Origin of the sequence: Micromonospora sp. BRA006-A, assembly GCF_033433935.1 — a bacterium.
GTDB classification, from domain to species: domain Bacteria; phylum Actinomycetota; class Actinomycetes; order Mycobacteriales; family Micromonosporaceae; genus Micromonospora; species Micromonospora aurantiaca.
Genome location: NZ_JANCLW010000001.1, coordinates 2,942,546 through 2,960,590 on the forward strand (window position 1 = coordinate 2,942,546; position 18,045 = coordinate 2,960,590).

14 protein-coding genes are annotated in these 18,045 nt (G+C 73.3%); 8 read left to right on the forward strand and 6 right to left on the reverse strand.

Annotated elements, in window-relative coordinates; genetic code table 11:
• Positions 1-23 precede the first annotated feature (23 nt).
• Positions 24-1,190 (reverse strand): serine hydrolase domain-containing protein, encoded by a 1,167-nt coding sequence (locus NMK34_RS13245; RefSeq protein ID WP_318333624.1) that lies wholly within the window; start codon positions 1,188-1,190, stop codon positions 24-26.
• 234 nt (positions 1,191-1,424) lie between these two features.
• Between NMK34_RS13245 and NMK34_RS13250 the strand changes: the two genes are divergently transcribed.
• Positions 1,425-1,895: a hemerythrin domain-containing protein gene (locus NMK34_RS13250; RefSeq protein WP_318333625.1), complete on the forward strand. Its 471-nt coding sequence runs from the start codon at positions 1,425-1,427 to the stop codon at positions 1,893-1,895.
• A gap of 51 nt (positions 1,896-1,946) precedes the next feature.
• Here NMK34_RS13250 and NMK34_RS13255 read toward each other — a convergent pair whose 3' ends face one another.
• Entirely contained in the window at positions 1,947-2,846 is a 900-nt protein-coding gene (locus NMK34_RS13255; protein ID WP_318333626.1) for a hypothetical protein, read from the reverse strand.
• Positions 2,847-3,188: 342 nt separating this feature from the next.
• On the opposite strand from NMK34_RS13255, the gene NMK34_RS13260 reads away from it, so the two are divergent.
• The 5 genes from NMK34_RS13260 to NMK34_RS13280 all read left to right on the forward strand — a co-directional run bounded on the left by NMK34_RS13260 (position 3,189) and on the right by NMK34_RS13280 (position 9,872).
• Complete coding sequence (locus NMK34_RS13260) at positions 3,189-4,808, forward strand: cellulose-binding domain-containing protein (RefSeq protein ID WP_318333627.1); 1,620 nt, start codon at positions 3,189-3,191, stop codon at positions 4,806-4,808.
• A 179-nt stretch (positions 4,809-4,987) separates the two neighbouring features.
• Positions 4,988-5,797: an ABC transporter ATP-binding protein gene (locus NMK34_RS13265; protein ID WP_135243898.1), complete on the forward strand. Its 810-nt coding sequence runs from the start codon at positions 4,988-4,990 to the stop codon at positions 5,795-5,797.
• A 29-nt stretch (positions 5,798-5,826) separates the two neighbouring features.
• Positions 5,827-6,816 (forward strand): iron-siderophore ABC transporter substrate-binding protein, encoded by a 990-nt coding sequence (locus tag NMK34_RS13270; RefSeq protein WP_318333628.1) that lies wholly within the window; start codon positions 5,827-5,829, stop codon positions 6,814-6,816.
• Between the two features lie 5 nt (positions 6,817-6,821).
• The gene (locus NMK34_RS13275) at positions 6,822-8,924 is read left to right on the forward strand and encodes an iron ABC transporter permease (RefSeq protein ID WP_318333629.1); all 2,103 of its coding nucleotides are present in this window, start codon (positions 6,822-6,824) and stop codon (positions 8,922-8,924) included.
• Positions 8,925-8,969: 45 nt separating this feature from the next.
• Positions 8,970-9,872: a siderophore-interacting protein gene (locus NMK34_RS13280; protein WP_318333630.1), complete on the forward strand. Its 903-nt coding sequence runs from the start codon at positions 8,970-8,972 to the stop codon at positions 9,870-9,872.
• Positions 9,873-9,916: 44 nt separating this feature from the next.
• Here the strand turns inward: NMK34_RS13280 and NMK34_RS13285 are convergent, their stop codons facing one another.
• From NMK34_RS13285 to NMK34_RS13300, 4 genes are all read right to left on the reverse strand, one after another.
• On the reverse strand, positions 9,917-11,701 hold the full coding sequence (locus NMK34_RS13285) for an IucA/IucC family siderophore biosynthesis protein (protein ID WP_318333631.1): 1,785 nt from the start codon (positions 11,699-11,701) through the stop codon (positions 9,917-9,919).
• A complete protein-coding gene (locus NMK34_RS13290; protein WP_412098952.1) occupies positions 11,698-12,282 on the reverse strand; it encodes a GNAT family N-acetyltransferase in 585 nt (194 codons plus the stop codon). The genes NMK34_RS13285 and NMK34_RS13290 overlap by 4 nt, the downstream gene beginning before the upstream one ends.
• 65 nt (positions 12,283-12,347) lie before the next feature.
• Positions 12,348-13,634, reverse strand: coding sequence for a lysine N(6)-hydroxylase/L-ornithine N(5)-oxygenase family protein (locus tag NMK34_RS13295; protein ID WP_318333632.1), 1,287 nt, complete (start codon positions 13,632-13,634; stop codon positions 12,348-12,350).
• Positions 13,635-13,660: 26 nt separating this feature from the next.
• Positions 13,661-15,217 carry an aspartate aminotransferase family protein gene (locus tag NMK34_RS13300; RefSeq protein ID WP_318333633.1) on the reverse strand — a complete coding sequence of 519 codons (1,557 nt, stop codon included), beginning with the start codon at positions 15,215-15,217 and terminating at the stop codon, positions 13,661-13,663.
• Positions 15,218-15,443: 226 nt separating this feature from the next.
• Between NMK34_RS13300 and NMK34_RS13305 the strand changes: the two genes are divergently transcribed.
• On the forward strand, positions 15,444-17,480 hold the full coding sequence (locus tag NMK34_RS13305) for a penicillin acylase family protein (protein ID WP_318333634.1): 2,037 nt from the start codon (positions 15,444-15,446) through the stop codon (positions 17,478-17,480).
• Positions 17,477-18,034: a GNAT family N-acetyltransferase gene (locus NMK34_RS13310; RefSeq protein WP_318333635.1), complete on the forward strand. Its 558-nt coding sequence runs from the start codon at positions 17,477-17,479 to the stop codon at positions 18,032-18,034. The genes NMK34_RS13305 and NMK34_RS13310 overlap by 4 nt, the downstream gene beginning before the upstream one ends.
• Positions 18,035-18,045: the final 11 nt, after the last annotated feature.

The window sequence follows — 18,045 nt, forward strand, 5'->3', positions numbered from 1 at the left end:
GCGCGCGTGCGGTGAACCGGGGATCAGCGGCCGGTGCCGCACAGGGCCGCGTCGACGGTGCTGGTGACCGCCTCCAGCATCTCCATGCTCGTCGGCAGCCCGGTCACCGCGACCACCGCGCTGCGCCCGTCGGTGGTGGACAGGTTGCGCGTCTCGAAGCCCTGGATGTCACCGCCGTGCCCCCAGGCGTGACCGCCGCAGGGCAGCTCGTGCCGGGCGATGCCCAGGCCGTACTCCCAGACGCCGCTGGGCTCGAAGTCGGGCGCCGGCACGGTACGCGTCAGGGCCGCCTGCTGGGCCGGCTCGAGCAGCTTGCCCGCCAGCAGCGCCTCGAAGAACGTGCGCAGGTCCGACGGCGTCGAGACGAGCTGGCCCGCGGCCCAGCCCAGCGACGGGTCCATCCGGGTCACGTCGACCCACGGCGCGCCCGGTTCCACCGCCACGTATCCGCGCGGCAGCCGGCCGGACAGCTCCTGCTCGCCGGTCTGCGGCCAGTACGTGTCGCGCAGCCGCAGCGGCTCGATGATCCGCCGGGTGATCTCCTCGCCGACCGGGCGCTGGGTGACCCGCTCGACGATCAGCCCGGCCAGGACGAAGTTGGTGTTGCTGTACTCCCACCTCTCACCCGGCGGGAAGTGCCGCGACTGGGTGAGCGCCTCGTCCAGCAGCCGGCGCGGATCGAAGTAGTCGCTGCGCCGGTCCACCAGGTCCTGCGCCTCGCTGAACACCACGTCGTCGTAGTCGGGCAGGCCGCTGGTCTGCTGCAGCAACTGGCGTACGGTGATCCGCCGCCCGTCGTTGCCGTTGGCGCGCACCAAGCCTGGCAGGTAGCGCTCGACGGTGGCGTCCAGGTCGACGCGGCCCTCGCCGACGAGCTGGAGGACGACCACGGCGGTGAACGTCTTGGTGTTGCTGCCGATCCGCACCCGGGCGTCGCGGGGGATACCGGCGCCGGTGCGCAGGTCGCCGACCCCGGCGGTGTAGTCGCGCACCCGGCCGTCGCGGCGTACGGAGGCCAGCGCCCCGGGGAAGCCGTGCTCGGCGACCAGGCCGTCCAGTCGCTGCTGGACCGCGTCGGCGGCCGGACGCCGGGCGTCGGTGGTGGCGGCGGACGCGGCGGGCACACCCAGCGCGGTGACGGTGAGCAGGGCCGCGGCGCCGACGGCGACCGGGAAGGTACGGCGGGTCATGGGAACTCCTCGACGGAGGTGAACGGGTACGTCCTCGAGCCTCGCCAGAACCGGCCCCGCGCTCCATACCGCCAGCTACCGAACCGGGATAGCGCTGGCACTACTTGATGGCGCCGGTTCCGCCGGTTAGGCTCCGCCCAGCGTCGCGTGCCGGTGGCAGACCGTGTCAGGCATGGAGGCGCCGGATCGAAGGGAGCACGACGATGACACTCGTCGTCCCTTCGCCCTCGCCACGTGGCTGAGGGCGAACAGACCAGGCTGGTGGCCTGGAGCCGGGAGATGCGCGCCGTCCACGAGCGGCTGCGCGAGGCGCTGGCGGTGACCCGGCGGGCGCTCGCCGACGGTGAGCCGGCTCGCCCGGCGACACGTGAGCTGCTGTTGTTCTGCCACGGGTTCTGCGCGGCGCTGACCGCGCATCACGAGGGCGAGGGCCACAGCCTCTTCCCGGCGATCGCCGCGCGGCATCCGGAGCTGCGCGGCACGCTGGACCGGCTGCGGCAGGACCACTCGATGATCGGATACCTGCTGACCGGGCTGAGCGCGGCGGTGGCCCGCGACGCACCGCCCGGGGAACTGGCCCGGCACCTGGAGGGCGTGGCGGCGATCATGGAGTCGCACTTCCGGTACGAGGAACGGCAGCTGCTCACCGTGCTGGAGACTCTCTCGCTGGATGCCGACCCGGGCGACGTGTTCGGGCCGTTGTGACCGCCGTCGCGGCCCGGCGGATGCGCACCGCCGGGCCGCGACAGTGGCCTGTCAGTTCAGGCCGCAGGTGGCGAACCCGTCCAGGTTCGGCCGCTGCGCGCCGACCCGGTTGAACGCGATCTCGATGCGGTCGAGCGCCGCGACGCGCTTGCTGCGCAGCGGGCCGAGGATGGCGTTGTCGATGAACGCCGGTCCGCCCTCGGGGCGTACCGCGAGCCGGGCGAGGCGGGCGTCGGCCTCGGCGATCTGCTTGTCCAGCGTGGCCAGTTCGGCCTGCACCTGGCCCGCGGCCGCGGCCGGGACGGCGGGCAGTGCCACCCGGGGACAGTTCACGGTCCGCGCCGCGCCGCCGGCGTTACCGTTCTGGCCGCCCGCGTTGCCGTTCTGACCCCCGGCATTGCCGTTGCCGTTCTGACCGTTGCCGTTCTGACCGTTGCCGTTCTGCCCGCCGGCGTTGCCGTTGCCGTTCTGGCCGGCACCGTTCTGGCCGGCACCGCCGTTGACGGCGCTCGGCACGCCCGGGGCGTTGAGCGAGCAGGCCGCCAGCGCGTCCAGGTCCGGCCGCTGCGCGCCGATCCGGTTGAAGGCGATCTCGATGCGGTCGAGCACGGCGACGCGCTTGCTGCGCAGCGGGCCGAGGATGGCGTTGTCGATGAACGCCGGGCCGCCCTCGGGGCGTACCGCCTGCCGGGCCAGCCGCTCGTTCTGCCGGGCGATCTCCTGGTCCAGGTTGGCCAGTTCCCGTTCCACCTGGGCCGACGCCGCAGCGGGGACGGCGGGCAGCTTGTCGCGTACGGTCGGGCAGTTCACGGTCTGCGCGGAAGCGGTGGTGGCCGGGCGGTTGTTCTCGCCCGCCGACGCCAGTTGCAGTCCGCCGGCGAACAACAGCGCCGCGAGGGCGCCCACCCCGCCGAGCTTCAGGACCGCGGTCTTGCGCGTACCCCTGGCCATGCACCTCTCCTCTGGTTGACCGGGAGGGCCGGCGCGGCGGGTGCCGCCCCGCCTCCACGGTGCGAAGTGACGACTGGAGGAATCGTGCTCGTGCCCGCTCCGGCATCGCGGTTCCGGCCGATGTTCCGGTCGGCAGTGGATACGGACGGCGCGGCGGGATCGTTCAGTGCGGGCCGAGGTTTGACCACATCGACGTCCGTCGTTAGGCTGCGCTGAAAGCGCTTACTGTGCGGGAGACGTGAGCGTTCGTGGCACGGACGTCCGGGTATCAAGGCCCGCCCCGACACCGACCGGGCATCGGTGCCGGCGTGGGCACGGCACCACCACCCGCAGGAGACCAGCATGATCAACCGACACCGCCGTACGGTGTTGTGGACGTCCGCCGCGGCGACTGCCGCGCTCGCCGCGTCCGGCCTGGCCGTCGGCGCGACCGCCGCGCAGGCGGCCGCCGGCTGCCGCGTCGACTACGCCGTCACCGCGCAGTGGGGCGGCGGATTCACCGCCAACGTCAACCTGACGAACCTCGGCGACCCGCTCAACGGCTGGGCCGTCACCTGGACCTTCGCCGCCGGTCAGACCGTCGCCCAAGCCTGGGGCGCCGAGATCACCGCCAGCGGCGCCTCGGTGCGGGCCGCCAACGTCAGCTACAACGGCAGCCTGGGCACCAACGCGAGCACGTCGTTCGGCTTCAACGGCACCTGGAACAACAGCAGCAACCCGGTCCCGGCCTCGTTCGCCGTCAACGGTGTCACCTGCACCGGCGGCGTCACGCCCACCACCGGTGCGCCGCCGACCAGCGCCCCGCCGCCGAGTACGCCGCCGCCCAGCAGCCCGCCCCCGAGCACCCCTCCGCCGACCACGCCGCCGCCGGCCGGTGGCGCGATCTACGCCGCGCCGAACGGCACCGCCGGGGCCGCCGGCACCCAGGCCAGCCCCACCACGATCGCCGCGGCGATCACCCGGGTCGGCGCGGGCGGCACGATCTACCTGCGCGGCGGCACGTACAACCTGTCCCAGACGGTCACCGTCGCCGCCGGCAACAACGGCACGTCGAGCGCCCGCAAGAACCTGTACGCCTACCCGGGCGAGACGCCGATCCTGAACTTCTCGGCGATGAGCGAGGACCCGGCCAACCGGGGACTGGCGCTCAACGCCTCGTACTGGCACGTGCGCGGGCTCGTGGTGGAGCGGGCCGGTGACAACGGCATCTTCGTCGGCGGCAGCAACAACATCATCGAGCGCACGGTGACCCGCTTCAACCGCGACACCGGGCTGCAACTGTCCCGGATCGCCTCCAGTACGCCCCGCGACCAGTGGCCGGCCAACAACCTGATGGTCAGCGTGGAGTCGCACGACAACGCCGACTCCGACGGCGAGGACGCCGACGGCTTCGCGGCCAAGCTCACAGTGGGCGGCGGGAACGTCTTCCGGTACGCGGTGTCGCACCACAACATCGACGACGGATGGGACCTCTACACCAAGTCCGACACCGGCGCGATCGGCACGGTGACCATCGAGGACTCGCTCGCGTACAGCAACGGCACGCTGAGCAACGGCACGCAGAACGGCAACGGCGACCGCAACGGCTTCAAGCTCGGCGGCGAGGACATCGCCGTCAACCACACCGTCCGGCGCACCATCGCGTACCGCAACGGCAAGCACGGGTTCACGTACAACCGGAACCCGGGCACGATGACGATCTCGAACAACCTGAGCATCGACAACACGGAACGCAACTTCTCGTTCGACGCCGGCACCTCGGTGTTCCGGAACAACACGTCCTGCCGCTTCGCCGGCAGTGGCTCCAACGACAAGACGGTCGGCAACGTGGACGGCTCGAACCAGTTCTGGTCCGGCAGCAACGGCTCCCGCTGCGCCACGTACTCCGGCGCCCTGGCCTGGTCCTTTGCCGGCGACGGTCGCCTGACGGTGACCCTAGGCGGCCGCCAGGTCTCGCTCTGACCCCCGCCACCCCACGCGGTTGATCATGAGGTTGGCGGCCGGATCGGAGATCGGCGACGCCGTCAACCTCATGATCGACCGGGGCAGGGGTGGGATGGGGGAGGGAGATCGGACCGAAGGACCGGCTTGACAGGATGATCGAGTCTTAGGTTAGCCTAACCTGCGTGACGAGCGGAACGATGCGGGCCGACGGCCTGCGCGGCAGTGAGCTGCGGCTGGGCTACCACGGCACGACGGTGGTGCACGACGCCGCCATCACGCTGCGGCCCGCGGCGGTGACGGCGCTGGTCGGCCCCAACGGCAGCGGCAAGTCGACGCTGCTGCGCGGACTGGCCCGCCTGCACCCGCTGGAGCACGGCGAGATCGTGCTCGCCGACGGCACACCGGCCCGGACGCTGTCCGCCCGGGACTTCGCCCGCCGGGTCACGCTGCTCGCGCAGAGCCGGCCCACCCCCAGCGGGGTGACGGTACGGGACGTGGTCGGGTACGGCCGGCACCCGTACCGGCAGCGGTGGCGCGCGAACGACCTCGACGGACCGGCCGCGATCGACCGCGCCATGCGGGTGACAGGCGTCGACGGCATGGCCGGACGGCCCGTCGACGAACTCTCCGGCGGCGAGCTGCAACGGGTCTGGCTGGCCACCTGCCTGGCCCAGGACACCGCGATCCTGCTGCTGGACGAGCCGACCACGTTCCTGGACCTGCGCTACCAGGTGGAGATCCTCGACCTGATGCGCGACCTCGCCGACACCGCCGGCGTCGCCGTCGGTGTGGTGCTGCACGACCTCAACCAGGCGGCCGCCGTCGCCGACCAGGTCGTGCTCCTGCACGAAGGCCGGGTACGCGGTACCGGCACCCCGCACGAGGTGTTCACCGAGGCGGCGCTCACCGAGGCGTACGGCATCCGCGTCGAGGTGAGCGTCGACCCGGTCACCAACCTGCTCTCCACACGTCCCGTCGGCCGGCACACGACCCGCGTCTCCGCCTGACCGACTCCTGCACACAGAAGAGAAACCCGATGCTGCGTACCCGAATGACCCTGCTCGTCGCCGCCGCGGCGAGCGCGCTGCTGATCGCCGGCTGCGGCACCACCGAGGAGCCCGCCGCCGCACCGTCCCCCTCCGACGCCGCGTCCACCGGCCCGGTCACCGTCACCGACAGCCGGGGCAAGACCATCACGCTGAAGAGCCCCGCCACCAAGGTCGTCGGCCTGGAGTGGGGCGAGGTGGAGATGCTCGTCGGCCTCGGCGTGATGCCGGTCGGCGTGGCCGACCCCAAGGGGTACGCCACCTGGGTGACCGCCGCCCCGCTCGACGCGAGCGTCAAGGACGTCGGCACCCGGGGTGAGCCGAGCGTCGACTCCATCGTCGCCCTCCAGCCGGACCTCGTGGTGATGGAGGCCGAGCGCGGCTCCGCCGTCGTCACCCAGCTGGAGAAGTACGTCCCGGTGCTGGTCACCAAGGGCAGCGACGCCTCCGACAACATCGGCCGGATGCGTACGGACCTGAAGATGATCGCCACCGCGACCGGCCGCACCGCGCAGGCGGACAAGCTGCTCGCCGACTTCGACGCCGCCATCGCCGAGGGCAAGAAGAAGATCGCCGACGCCGGCGCGGCCGGCAAGCAGTTCGCCATCGCCGACGGCTGGAAGGAAGGCAGCACCGTCTCGATCCGGATGTTCGGCCAGGGCGCGCTCGTCTCCCAGCTCGGCATCCAGCTCGGCCTCAAGAACGCCTGGACCGGCAAGACCGACGAGATGTGGGGCCTGGGCCAGACCGACGTCGAGGGCATGACCGTCCTCAAGGGCCAGGACGTGCACTTCTTCTACAACGCCTCGGACGGCACCGACGTGTTCGCCGACGGCCTCGCCGGCAACGCGATCTGGCGTTCCCTGCCGTTCGTCCAGCAGAACAAGCTGCACAAGATGCCCAACGGCATCTGGACCTTCGGCGGCACGCTGTCCGCCAAGCAGTACATCGACGAGCTGGTCAAGGTCTACACGGCTTGAGCGCGATGACCGCCCCCGCCCCGCCGGGGCCGGCCACCCGGCCGGCCCCGGTCGGGCCGCCGCCCGCCCGGCGCAGCCGGGTAGCCGGCGCGTTCGCCCTCGCCGCCGCGCTGCTCGTCGCGATCACCGCGGTGCACCTCACCCAGGGCACCTCCTCGGTGGGGGCGCTGGACCTGCTGCGGCTGCTCACCGGCGGCGACGACGAGACCGCCCGGGTGCTCGTCGCCTCCCGCCTGCCCCGGCTGCTCACCGGCCTGGCCGTCGGCGTCGCGCTCGGCTTCGCCGGCGCGGCGTTGCAGTCGACCACCCGCAACCCGCTCGCCTCGCCGGACACGCTCGCCGTCAACGCGGGCGCGCACCTGGCGATCGTCTCCACCGCCGCGTTCGGGATCGCGCTGCCCGCGCTGCCCGCGGGCGGGCTGGCGTTCTGCGGCGGACTCGCCGCCGCCTCCCTGGTCATGCTGCTCTCGGCCGGCGGCCAGGCCGCCACCACCCGGCTCATCCTCGCCGGCTCGGCCACCGCGATGGCGCTGGCCTCGCTGACCATGCTGCTCATGCTGCTGTTCGAGCAGGCCACCATCGGCCTGTTCGCCTGGGGCAACGGTTCGCTCGTGCAGGGCGACCTGGTCGCGTTCACCCAGCTCGCCCCCGTGATCGGGGTCGCCGCGCTGGTGCTCGTGGCCCTCGGGCACCGGCTGGACCTGCTCGCCCTCGGCGACGACACCGCCACCGTGCTCGGGCTCAACGTGCGCCGTACCCGGCTGACGGTCGTGCTGCTCGCCGTGCTGCTCTCCGCCGCGGCGGTCACCCTGGCCGGTCCGATCGGCTTCGTCGGCCTCGGCGCGCCGGTGATCGTCCGCCTGCTCGGCCGGTGGGTGCCCGAGGTGCACCGGCACCGCATCCTGATGCCGCTGTCCGGCATCGTCGGCGTGGTCATCGTGCTCGGCTCCGACGTGCTGCTGCGTGCCGTGCTCGGCGGGCAGGCCGGAGTCGACGTGCCGACCGGCGTGGTGACCACGCTCTTCGGCGCGGTGCTGCTGGTCTGGCTGGCCCGCCGCCACCGCGACGCCGGACCGACCCGGCAGGCGCCGGGCGGCCACGCCGCCGTCCGCTCCCGCGGATTCGTCGCCACCGTCGTCGCGGTCTGCACGGTGGTCGTCACCGCCGCGCTGGTGCTCGGCATGCTCGCCGGCGACACCTGGGTGCTGCTCGGCGACATCGTCAACTGGGTGCAGGGCCGCACCGGACCGGCGTACACCTTCGTGCTGGACGCCCGGTGGCCGCGCGTCACCGCGGCGCTGCTGGCCGGCGCCGCGCTGGCCCTGGCCGGCACCACGGTGCAGGCGGTGTGCCGCAACCCGCTCGCCGAACCGGGCATCCTCGGCATCACCGGCGGCGCCGGCATCGGCGCGGTGTCGCTGCTGACGTTCGCGCCGATGGCCGGCGTGCTCGCCCTGTCCGGCGCCGCCGGTCTCGGCGCGGTCGTCGCGTTCGCGCTGGTCTACGGCCTGGCCCGGCGGGGGGGACTGAACTCCGACCGGCTGGTGCTGATCGGGTTCGCGGTCTGGCAGGGCGGTACGGCGATCATCACGTTCATCGTGGTGTCGTCCGACCCGTGGAACACCGGCAAGGCGCTGACCTGGCTGTCCGGCTCCACCTACGGACGTACCGCGCCGCAGGTGCTGCCGGTGGCGATCGCGCTGCTGATCGCGCTGCCGGTGGTCGCCGCCGTGCGCCGCGAGCTGGACCTGCTCGCGCTCGACGACGACACGCCCCGGGTGCTCGGCGTCCGGCTGGAACGCGCCCGGCTGGTCGCGCTCGGCCTGGCGGCGCTGCTCACCGCCACCGCCGTGTCGGCGGTCGGCGTGATCGGCTTCGTCGGCCTGGTCGCGCCGCACGCGGCCCGGGCGCTCGTCGGTGGGCGGCACACCCGCGTCCTGCCGGTCGCGGTGCTGCTCGGCGCCACCCTGGTCAGCCTCGCCGACACGCTCGGCCGCAGCGTCATCGCCCCCGCCCAGGTCCCCGCCGGTCTGGTCACCGCCATGATCGGCACCCCGTACTTCGTCTGGCTGCTGTGGCGTTCCCGCGCCGCGGCAGCCGCCCGTTGACCCGTTCACCGACGCACCCCCCACCGGCCGTGAGAGGAATGACGCATGACCAGCACCCTGGCCGTCGCGCCCTGGCGAGTCTTCACCGTCGAGGTTCGCGCGCTACGCCGGCTCGGCCCGTCCTTCCTGCGGGTGACGCTGACCGGCCCGGACCTGGACCGGTTCGCAGACAACGGGTACGACCAGCGGATCAAGCTGGCCCTGCCGCCGGTCGACGGCGCGCCGGGGGAGCTGCCCGACGGGCCGGACTGGTTCCCGCGGTGGCGTGAGCTGCCGGAAGCGCTGCGCAGCCCGATCCGCACCTACACCGTCCGGGCCGTCCGGCCGGAGGCGTACGAGGTGGACGTGGACATGGCGCTGCACGGCGACGGTGGCCCGGCCACCCGGTGGGCGCGGCGGGCGCGTCTCGGCGACCGGATCGCCGTCGTCGGCCCGGACGCCGGCTGGGACGGCCCGCACGGCGGGGTCGAGTTCCAGCCGCCGGCCGGCGCGACGCTGCTGCTCGCAGGCGACGAGACCGCCGCGCCGGCGATCTGCGCGATCCTGGAGCGGCTGCCCGCCGAGGCGCGCGGGCACGCGCTCGTGGAGGTGCCGGAGACCGGCGACGAGCTGCCCTGCCGGGCCCCGGCCGGCGTCACCGTGACCTGGCTGCCCCGCGACGGCGCCCCGCACGGCAGCCGGCTCACCCCGGCCGTGACGAGCCTGGCCGGCCGGCTGGTGCCGGTACCCGTCGCGGTGGCCGCCGCGCCGCTGGCCGAGGTGGACGTGGACCGGGACATCCTCTGGGAGGTGCCGGAGCGGCCCGACGGGGCGGCGCTCTACGCCTGGCTGGCCGGGGAGGCGGCGGTGATCCGCGGCCTGCGCCGACACCTGGTCACCGAGCGGGGCATGGACCGGCGCGCGGTGGCGTTCATGGGTTACTGGCGGGCCGGTCGCGCGGAGAACTGATCGACTGTGAAGCGGGCCGGCGCATGGCGCGCCGGCCCGCTTCGTCATCGGCGCGGCGCGTACGGGGCGAGCGGGTTGACCAGCGTGCCGGCGAACTGCAACGCGGCCGACGGGTCGGACAGGTCCACCATCTGCTGGTTGTTGCGCAGCTGGAGCCGGTTGAGGCAGGACAGGGTGAACTCCGGCGCGAACAGGTCGTGCCGGCGCATCCGGTCGGCCAGGTGCGGCACCGTCGCGGCGTAGTCGGCGGCGCACTCGGCGACGGTGCGCCAGAACTCGTCCTGGTCGAGCACGCCCCGGGTGTGCAGGGCGGCGCTCAGGTGCCGCAGGAAGCAGTCGAAGACGTCGGTGAAGATGGACAGGATCTTCTCGTCCTCTGGTACGGCGGCCCGGATCCGCCGTACCCGCTCCGGCAGGTCCGCGTCCGGGTCCATCACCACGATCTCCTCGGCGATGTCCTTGAAGACGACCCGCTCGACGGCGCCGCCGTGCAGCACCAGGATGACGTTCTCGCCGTGCGGCATGAACGCCAGGTCGTAGGCGTACAGGCTGTGCAGCAGCGGCACCAGGTAGGCGTCCAGGTAGCGGCGCAGCCAGTCGGCCGGCGCCAGACCCGACTCGTCGATCAGCGCCGCGGCCAGCGACCGCCCGTCGCGGTCCAGGTGCAGCAGCGAGGCCATGGTGGCCGGCCGCCGCCCGGGTTCCAGCCCGGGGACCGGGCTCTCCCGCCACAGCGCCGCCAGCATCTTCCGGTACGGGGAGTACCTGTCGGTGGCCGCCTCGTACTGCCGGTGCCGGTAACCGATCGCGGCCCGCTCCCGGATGATCGACAGGCCGGTGCGCTTGAGCACCGGGTCGCCCTCGATCAGCCCGGCCAGCCAGTCGTTGATGGCCGGCGTCGCCTCCATGTACGCGGCGGACAGCCCGCGCATGAAGCCCATGTTCAGCACCGACAGCGCGGTCTTCACGTAGTGCTTCGCCGGGTCGCTGACGTTGAAGAAGGTCCGGATGGACTGCTGCGCGAGGTACTCGTCCGGCCCCTCGCCGAGGCAGACCAGCCGGCGCGCGGCCACCTCACCGGCGAACGTTACGGCGAGCTTGTTCCACCACTGCCACGGGTGCACCGGGACGAACAGGTAGTCGGCCGGGTCGAGGCCCAGCCCGGTGAGCGTGGCGGTGAACCCGGCCCGCGTCTGCTCGCCCAGCTCGGCCCGGACCAGCGTGTCGTAGTCCAGGTCGTCGGCGCAGGTGAACGTGGTGTGGTCGCGGTGCGCGGCGAGCCAGATCAGCCGTACCGGCGTGGCGGCCTCCGGGGCGTACGCGTGGTACTCGTGCACGCCGAAGCCGATGCGGCCGTTGTTCGCCACGAAGCAGGGGTGTCCCTCGGTCATGCCGGTCTCGATCGCCTGGAACCCGGCGACGGCCAGCTCGGCGGCACTCACCGCGGGCTTGGCCAGCTTGTACGCGGTCCCGGCGAGCGTGGAGGTGATCTCCTCCAGGTAGACCGGCAGGATCGCGTCGGTGAGGCCGAGCGCGCCGCGCAGCTCCACGCAGAGGTCCACGGCGTCGGGCGGCAGGTCAGCACCGTCGCGGCGGCGCACGATGCTGTCCGCGTCGACCTCCCAGTGGTCCAGCGCCAGCCGCCGCGCGGCGAACCGGTACTCCACGGCGCCGTCGTCGCTGCGCACGAGCCACTGCCCGGGGGCGATGGGCTCGGGGGTGATCAGGCGCTCGTGGGCGAACTCGGCGAGCGCCTTCCGCACCAGCAGCCGGTTGGCCGTCGCCCACGCCTCGGGGGTCAGGTGGTCCACGGATGCGCTGGCGTTCACGCCGGTGCCCCTTCCTCGCCTGTGGGCGCGCCGGTGGCGGCCCGGAACTGGTCCCGCGTGCAGACGCTGAGCAGCGCCTCCTTCTCGGGCTTGCGGATCGGGCCGACGACGGTGAAGCCGACTGCCGCGTTGAGTGCGTGCACCGCCGTGTTGCGCACGTCCGGCTCGACCACCACCCGGCGGGTCGCCGGGTCGGCGAACAGCCAGGCCATCACCGTGGTGATGACGGCACGGGTGAAGCCGTGCACCGGCGTGTCGGCGGGGGCGCAGAGGAAGTGCATGCCGACGTCGCCGGGCTCCGGGTCGTACAGGCCGGCCAGCTCGACGTGCGCCGGGTCGTACCGCTCGGCCAGGAACGCCGGGGCGCCGCGCCACGACCCCAGGTACGCGTCGTGGTGCGGGTGGCCGGCGATGCGACGGTACTCGGCGGCGACCGCCGCCACGTCGGCGTCCTGCATCAGCCAGAACGCCGACTTGGGATGGGTGACCCAGCGGTGCAGCAGGGCGGCGTCGGCGTCCGGGTCCAGCGGGCGCAGCGTGAACTCGCCCAGCGCGTCGTCGACGCGGATGAAGGTGGTCATGCGGGCGCTCATGCCGGGCCGGTTGGGCATGCGCTCGCGGCCCTCGCTTCGCTCGGTGCGCTCGCTCATGCCGGCGCCCCGGCGGGCGCGCCGAACTCCTGGAACGCGATCGCCTTCTCGATCGGGTAGTGCTCCCGGCCGGTCATCTCCCGGATCAGCCACGAGTTGCGGTACGGGCCCATGCCCAGGTCGGGTGAGGTGATGCTGTGCGTGTGGGTGCCGCCGTTCTGCAGGAACACGCCCCGGCCGGTGTGGTCGACGCTGTAGTTGCGGGCCACGTCGAAGCGGCCGTGCGCGTCGAAGCGCAGCCGGTCGCGTACCGGCGCGAGGAACTCCGGCACCCGGTAGTGGTAGCCGGTGGCCAGCACCAGCCCTTCGGTGTCCAGCGTGAACGCGCGGTCCTGCTCGATGTGGCGCAGCCCAAGCCGGTAGCGGCCGTCGGCGTACGCCGCCTCGATCAGCTCGGTGTTGGTGAGCAGGCGGGTGGGCACCGGCCCGGGCAGGCTCTTGGCGTACAACAGGTCGTAGATGTCGTTGATCAGGTCGGCGTTGATGCCCTTGAACAGCGGCTTCTGCGCGGCCTCCAGCGCGTAGCGGGTCGGCTCGGGCAGCGCGTGGAAGTAGTCCACGTAGTCCGGCGAGGTCATCTCCAGCGTGAGCTTGGTGTACTCCAGCGGGAAGAACCGGGGCGAGCGGGTCACCCAGGTGAGCTGGTAGCCGTACGTGTCGATGTCGCCGAGCAGGTCGTGGTAGATCTCGGCGGCGCTCTGGCCGCTGCCGACGATGGTGATGCTGTCCTTGGCCCGCAGCGCCTCCCGGTGTTCCAGGTAGCGCGAGTTGTGGATCATGTCACCGCCGAGCCCGGCGCAGGCCGGCGGCAGGTTCGGCGGGGTGCCGGTGCCGAGCACGAGATGCCGGGCCCGGTGCGTGACCGGCCCGTCCGGCGTGTCCGCGTGCACCACGTACCTGTCGTCGGTCTCGTCGTACTCGACGGCGGTGACGGCGTGCCGGAAGCGCAGGTTCGGCAGCTTGGCGGCGGCCCAGCGGCAGTAGTCGTTGTACTCGGCGCGCAGCGGGAAGAAGCTCTCCCGGATGTAGAACGGGTAGAGCCGGCCGGTCTCCTTCAGGTAGCTCAGGAACGAGTACGGCGAGGTCGGGTCCGCGAGCGTGACCAGGTCGGCGATGAACGGCGTCTGGAGCCGAGTCGATTCGAGCAGCATGCCGGGATGCCAGTCGAAGCTGTCCCGGGCCTCCAGGAACAGCCCGTCGAGGTCGTCGATCGGGGCGGTGAGGCAGGCCAGGCCGAGGTTGTAGGGGCCCAGCCCGACGGCGATGAAGTCGTGGGTCGACATGGGGTTCTCGTTCTCCTCGGCGGGGGTCAGCCGACCGGGCAGGACAGCTCGGTGGCGGTGGCGGTTCGGGCGTACCAGGCGGCGTGGTCGGCGATGAGGTCCAGCACGTGGGCGATGTCGTCCGGCGTGGTCTCGGGGTTGAGCAATGTGAGCTTCAGGTGGTGCGCGCCGTCGACCTTGGTGCCGGCGACGAGGGCGGCGCCGGAGGCGGCCAGCGCCTCGCGGGCGTGCAGGTTGGCCTCGTCGACCAGGTCGGCGGCGAGGCCGGCGGGCCGGTACCGGAAGACCACTGTGCTCAGCTGCGACGGCGCGGCCACCTCGAAGCGCGGGTCGGCGTCGAGCCGCCGCCACGCCTGCGCCGCGAGGTCGACGACCTGGTCGAACAGTGCGCCGATCGCGTCCGGCCCCATGATCCGCAGGGTCAGCCACAGCTTGCACGCGTCGAACCGGCGGGTCGTCTGGATGCTCTTGTCGACCTGGTTCGGGATGCCCTGCTCGACCGCGCGGACCGGGTTGAGGTAGTCGGCGTGCCAGGTGGCGTGGCGCAGCGTCCGGCCGTCGCGGACCAGCAGCGCGCTGGAGCTGACCGGCTGGAAGAACGACTTGTGGTAGTCGACAGTCACCGAGGCGGCGCGCTCGATACCGTCGAGCAGGTGCCGGCGGGTGGGGGAGACCAGCAGCCCGCAGCCGTACGCGGCGTCGACGTGCAGCCAGACGCCCGCGGCGGCGCAGATGTCGGCGATCTCCGGCAGCGGGTCGACGGTGCCGAAGTCGGTGGTGCCGGCGGTGGCGACGACGGCCATCACCACCTGACCGTCGCGGTGGCAGTTGTCGATCGCGCGGACCAGCTCGTCGGTGCGCATCCGCCGACCCGCGTCGGTGGGCACGGTGAGCACCGCGTCAGCGGCCAGGCCGAGCAGCTTGGCGGCCTTCTGCACGCTGAAGTGCCCGGCTGCGGAGGTGAGGATCCGCAGCCGGGACAGCACCAGCGGCCGGTCCGGCCGGCCGTCGGCGCCGCCCACCACAGTGCGGTACGCCTCCTCGCGCGCCAGCAGCAGCGCCTGGAGGTTCGACTGGGTGCCGCCGCTGGTGAAGACCCCGTCGGCGCCGGCGCCGAGCCCGATGCGCCCGGCCGTCCACTCGATCAGGCGGCGCTCCATCAGCGTCGCGCCGGCGCTCTGGTCCCAGGTGTCCAGTGAGGAGTTCACCGCGCTGAGCACCGCCTCGCCGAGCAGCGCCGGGATGACCACCGGGCAGTTCAGGTGGGCCAGGTAGCGCGGGTGGTGGAAGTAGACGGCGTCGCGCAGCCACACGTCGTGCAGCTCGTCCAGGGCGGCGTCGGTGTCGCCGAGCGGCCGGTCCAGGTCGATGGCGCCGACGAGCGGGGCCAGTTCCTCGGGCGTGACGCCGGTGAACGGGCGGTCCGCCTCGGCCACCCGGCGGGCCACCCGGTCCACGCCGCGCGCCAGCACGTCCCGGTAGCGCCCGAGCGAGTCGGCGTTGAACAGGTGGTCGCGTGCCGTGGCGGCGGCGCGGCCGGTCTCGGCGGGTGCGGCGCCGGTCGGGCTCCCGATCGAACTCATGCGACATCCCAGCGGTCGTACGGACAGGACGCGGCCAGAGCCGCGGCGATCAGGTTAGGTTAGGCTCGCCTAACTATCAAGCGCGACTCGGGATGCTTTGTCCCGGATGTGCCGCCGGTTGGCGCCCCGCCCCCGTCGCGGTAAGGTCGCCCTCGGTTAGGGGAGGTTATCCTAAGTTGACTGTCGAACGGAACCGTCGCCCGGCGCGCCGAGGCGGCGCGAGACGATGACACGCGTCGATCGCGATCAGTGGGGCGTGCCCCAACTGTGGGCCGGCGACGTCGACGCGCTGGCGCGTCTGCAGGGGCGTGTCGCCGCGCTGGACCGGGCCTGGCAGATCAGCGTCGAGCGGTGGCGCGCCGAGGGCCGCCTGGCCGCCCACGTCGGCCCGGCCGAGCTGGCGTGGGACCGGTTCGCCCGCCGCGTACGGCTGGACGACACCGCCCGGCGCTGCTACGAACGGCTGGACCCTGATACCCGGCGGTGGGTCGAGGCGTACGTCGACGGGGTCAACTCCGGACTCGCCGAGGGCGCCGCCGCCGCGCCCGAGTTCGCCGCCACCGGCACCGCGCCCGAACCGTGGCACCCCTGGTCGCCGCTCGGCGTCTTCCTCGTCCAGCACGTGCTGTTCTCCACGTTCCCGAACAAGCTCTGGCACGCGCACGTGGCCCGCACGCTCGGCCCCGAGGCGGCCGGGCTGTTCGCGGTCGAGGGACCGGCCTCGTCCGGCAGCAACGCCTGGGCCCTGCCCGCCGACCCGGCCACCGGGCGCGGCCCGCTGATCGCCGGTGACCCGCACCGGCTGCTCGAACTCCCCGGCGTCTACCAGCAGGTCCGCCTGGCCTGCCCGGAGTTCGACGTGGTCGGTCTCGCCTTCCCCGGCGTACCCGGCGTGCCGCACTTCGGCCACACCGGCCACGTGGCCTGGGCCGTCACCAACGCGATGGCCGACTACCAGGATCTCTACCGCGAACGGCTGCGCCGCGACGGCGACCGGGTGCTGGTCCGCGACGCCGACGGCTGGACGCCCGCCGCGTGCCACGTCGAGGAGATCGAGGTGCGCGGCGGCGCCCCCGAGGCGGTCGAGGTGATCGAGACGCCGCGCGGGCCGGTGATCGACCACGACCGGGTCACCGGCGAGGCGATCGCGCTGCGCTCCCCGAGCCGGGTCGAGGCCCGGCTCGGCTTCGAGGCGTTGCTGCCGCTGCTGCGCGCCCGGCGTACCGGCGACGTCGCCGACGCGCTGCGCCACTGGGTCGAGCCGGTCAACAGCGTGCTCGCCGCCGACACCGGGGGAGGCGTCCGCCGCCTGGTCGCGGGCCTGGTCCCGGTACGCGACGAACGGTGCCGCCGCGAACCCGTGCCGGCCTGGGAGACGGCCTACCGGTGGCGGGGCGACTACCTGCCGCTGGTCGACGAGGGGGTCGACGGCGTGGCGGTGTGCGCCAACGACCGGCGCGACGACGTCGCCGCGCACGGCGCCGACTTCGCCCCGCCGCACCGGGCCCGCCGGATCCGGGCGCTGCTCGCCGACGGCACCGAGCCGTCCACAGTGCACACCGACGACCGGCTCCCGGCCGGACCGCTGTACCGGCTGCTCGACCGGCTCGACCCGGGCCGGCTCGACGAACCCGCCCGCGCGCTGCTGCTGCGGCTGCGCGGATGGGACCGGGCGATGGCGGTCGGCTCGGCCGAGGCCGGCGCGTACGCGGCCTGGCGGGCGGCGCTGGCCCGGCGGTTGCGCGTACACCCGGGGTTGCGTGCCCTCGATCAGCCGTGCGGGTTCGACGAGCTGTTCGCCCCCTGGACCGACCCGGCCGCCCGGATCGGCCTGGCGCTGGACCACCTGGCCGCCGCGTTCGACCTCGCGGAGCCGGCGGCCGAGGCGCTGGCCGAGGTGGCGGCCGGCCCCGCGCCCGGTGAGTGGGGCAGCCGGCACCTGCTGCACCCGGTGCACCTCGGCGTCGCCCCCGCGGTCACCGACGCGGTCGCCGCGATGCGGCGGCGGGTGGCACTCGCCGGTGACACCGACTGCGTGCTCGCCACCTCCAGCGTGCCGGGCGTGTCCGACGCCTGCTGGCGCGGCCCGGTGGCCCGCTACGTGTGGGACCTGACCGACCGGGCGGCCAGCCGCTGGGTCGTCCCCTTCGGCGCGTCCGGGCGCCCCGGCGACACGCACTTCGCCGACCAACTGACCCACTGGGCCGCCGGGACGCTGATCCCGGTGCCCGCCGGCCCCCTGACGGGAGACGAGACGACGTGATCCACCTGGAGGGCCTCCCCGGCCTCGGCGAGCTGGCGCTGGAGCCGGTACGCCCCGACCGGGACGCCGGCCTGCTGCACGGCTGGGTGATCCGGCCCCGCAACCGGTTCTGGGGCATGGGCTCGCACACCGTCGACGAGGTACGTGAGATCTACGCGTTCGTCGACGGGCTGGACACCCACCACGCGTACCTGATCCGGCTCGACGGCGAGCCGATCGGGCTGTTCCAGACCTACCAGCCGGAGGCGGACCCGGTCGGCGAGCGTTACCCGGTGCAGCCCGGCGACGTGGGGACGCATCTGCTGCTCGACGCGCCCCGGCCGTACCCGGGTTCGCTGACCGGCGCGGTCTTCCCGGCCCTGATCCGGTTCCTGCTGCGCGACCCGGCCGCGCGCCGGGTGGTGGTCGAGCCGGACGTGCGCAACGACGCCATGCTGCGCCGCCTGCGCATCGAGGGCTTCACGTTCGGCGACGAGATCGACATGCCGGACAAGCGGGCGAGGCTGGCGTTCCTCACCCGGGAACGGTTCGAGGCGGACCACCCGGCGGCGTGACACCCGGCCCG

Bases quoted from the DNA above. Each gene is read 5' to 3' on its own strand.
- NMK34_RS13275 (WP_318333629.1), top strand. From the start codon at position 6,822: ATGACCGCCCCCGCCCCGCCGGGGCCGGCCACCCGGCCGGCCCCGGTC.
- NMK34_RS13255 (WP_318333626.1), bottom strand. From the start codon at position 2,846: ATGGCCAGGGGTACGCGCAAGACCGCGGTCCTGAAGCTCGGCGGGGTG.
- NMK34_RS13265 (WP_135243898.1), top strand. From the start codon at position 4,988: ATGCGGGCCGACGGCCTGCGCGGCAGTGAGCTGCGGCTGGGCTACCAC.
- NMK34_RS13290 (WP_412098952.1), bottom strand. From the start codon at position 12,282: ATGACCACCTTCATCCGCGTCGACGACGCGCTGGGCGAGTTCACGCTG.
- NMK34_RS13305 (WP_318333634.1), top strand. From the start codon at position 15,444: ATGACACGCGTCGATCGCGATCAGTGGGGCGTGCCCCAACTGTGGGCC.
- NMK34_RS13245 (WP_318333624.1), bottom strand. From the start codon at position 1,190: ATGACCCGCCGTACCTTCCCGGTCGCCGTCGGCGCCGCGGCCCTGCTC.
- NMK34_RS13295 (WP_318333632.1), bottom strand. From the start codon at position 13,634: ATGTCGACCCACGACTTCATCGCCGTCGGGCTGGGCCCCTACAACCTC.
- NMK34_RS13280 (WP_318333630.1), top strand. From the start codon at position 8,970: ATGACCAGCACCCTGGCCGTCGCGCCCTGGCGAGTCTTCACCGTCGAG.
- NMK34_RS13270 (WP_318333628.1), top strand. From the start codon at position 5,827: ATGCTGCGTACCCGAATGACCCTGCTCGTCGCCGCCGCGGCGAGCGCG.
- NMK34_RS13260 (WP_318333627.1), top strand. From the start codon at position 3,189: ATGATCAACCGACACCGCCGTACGGTGTTGTGGACGTCCGCCGCGGCG.
- NMK34_RS13300 (WP_318333633.1), bottom strand. From the start codon at position 15,217: ATGAGTTCGATCGGGAGCCCGACCGGCGCCGCACCCGCCGAGACCGGC.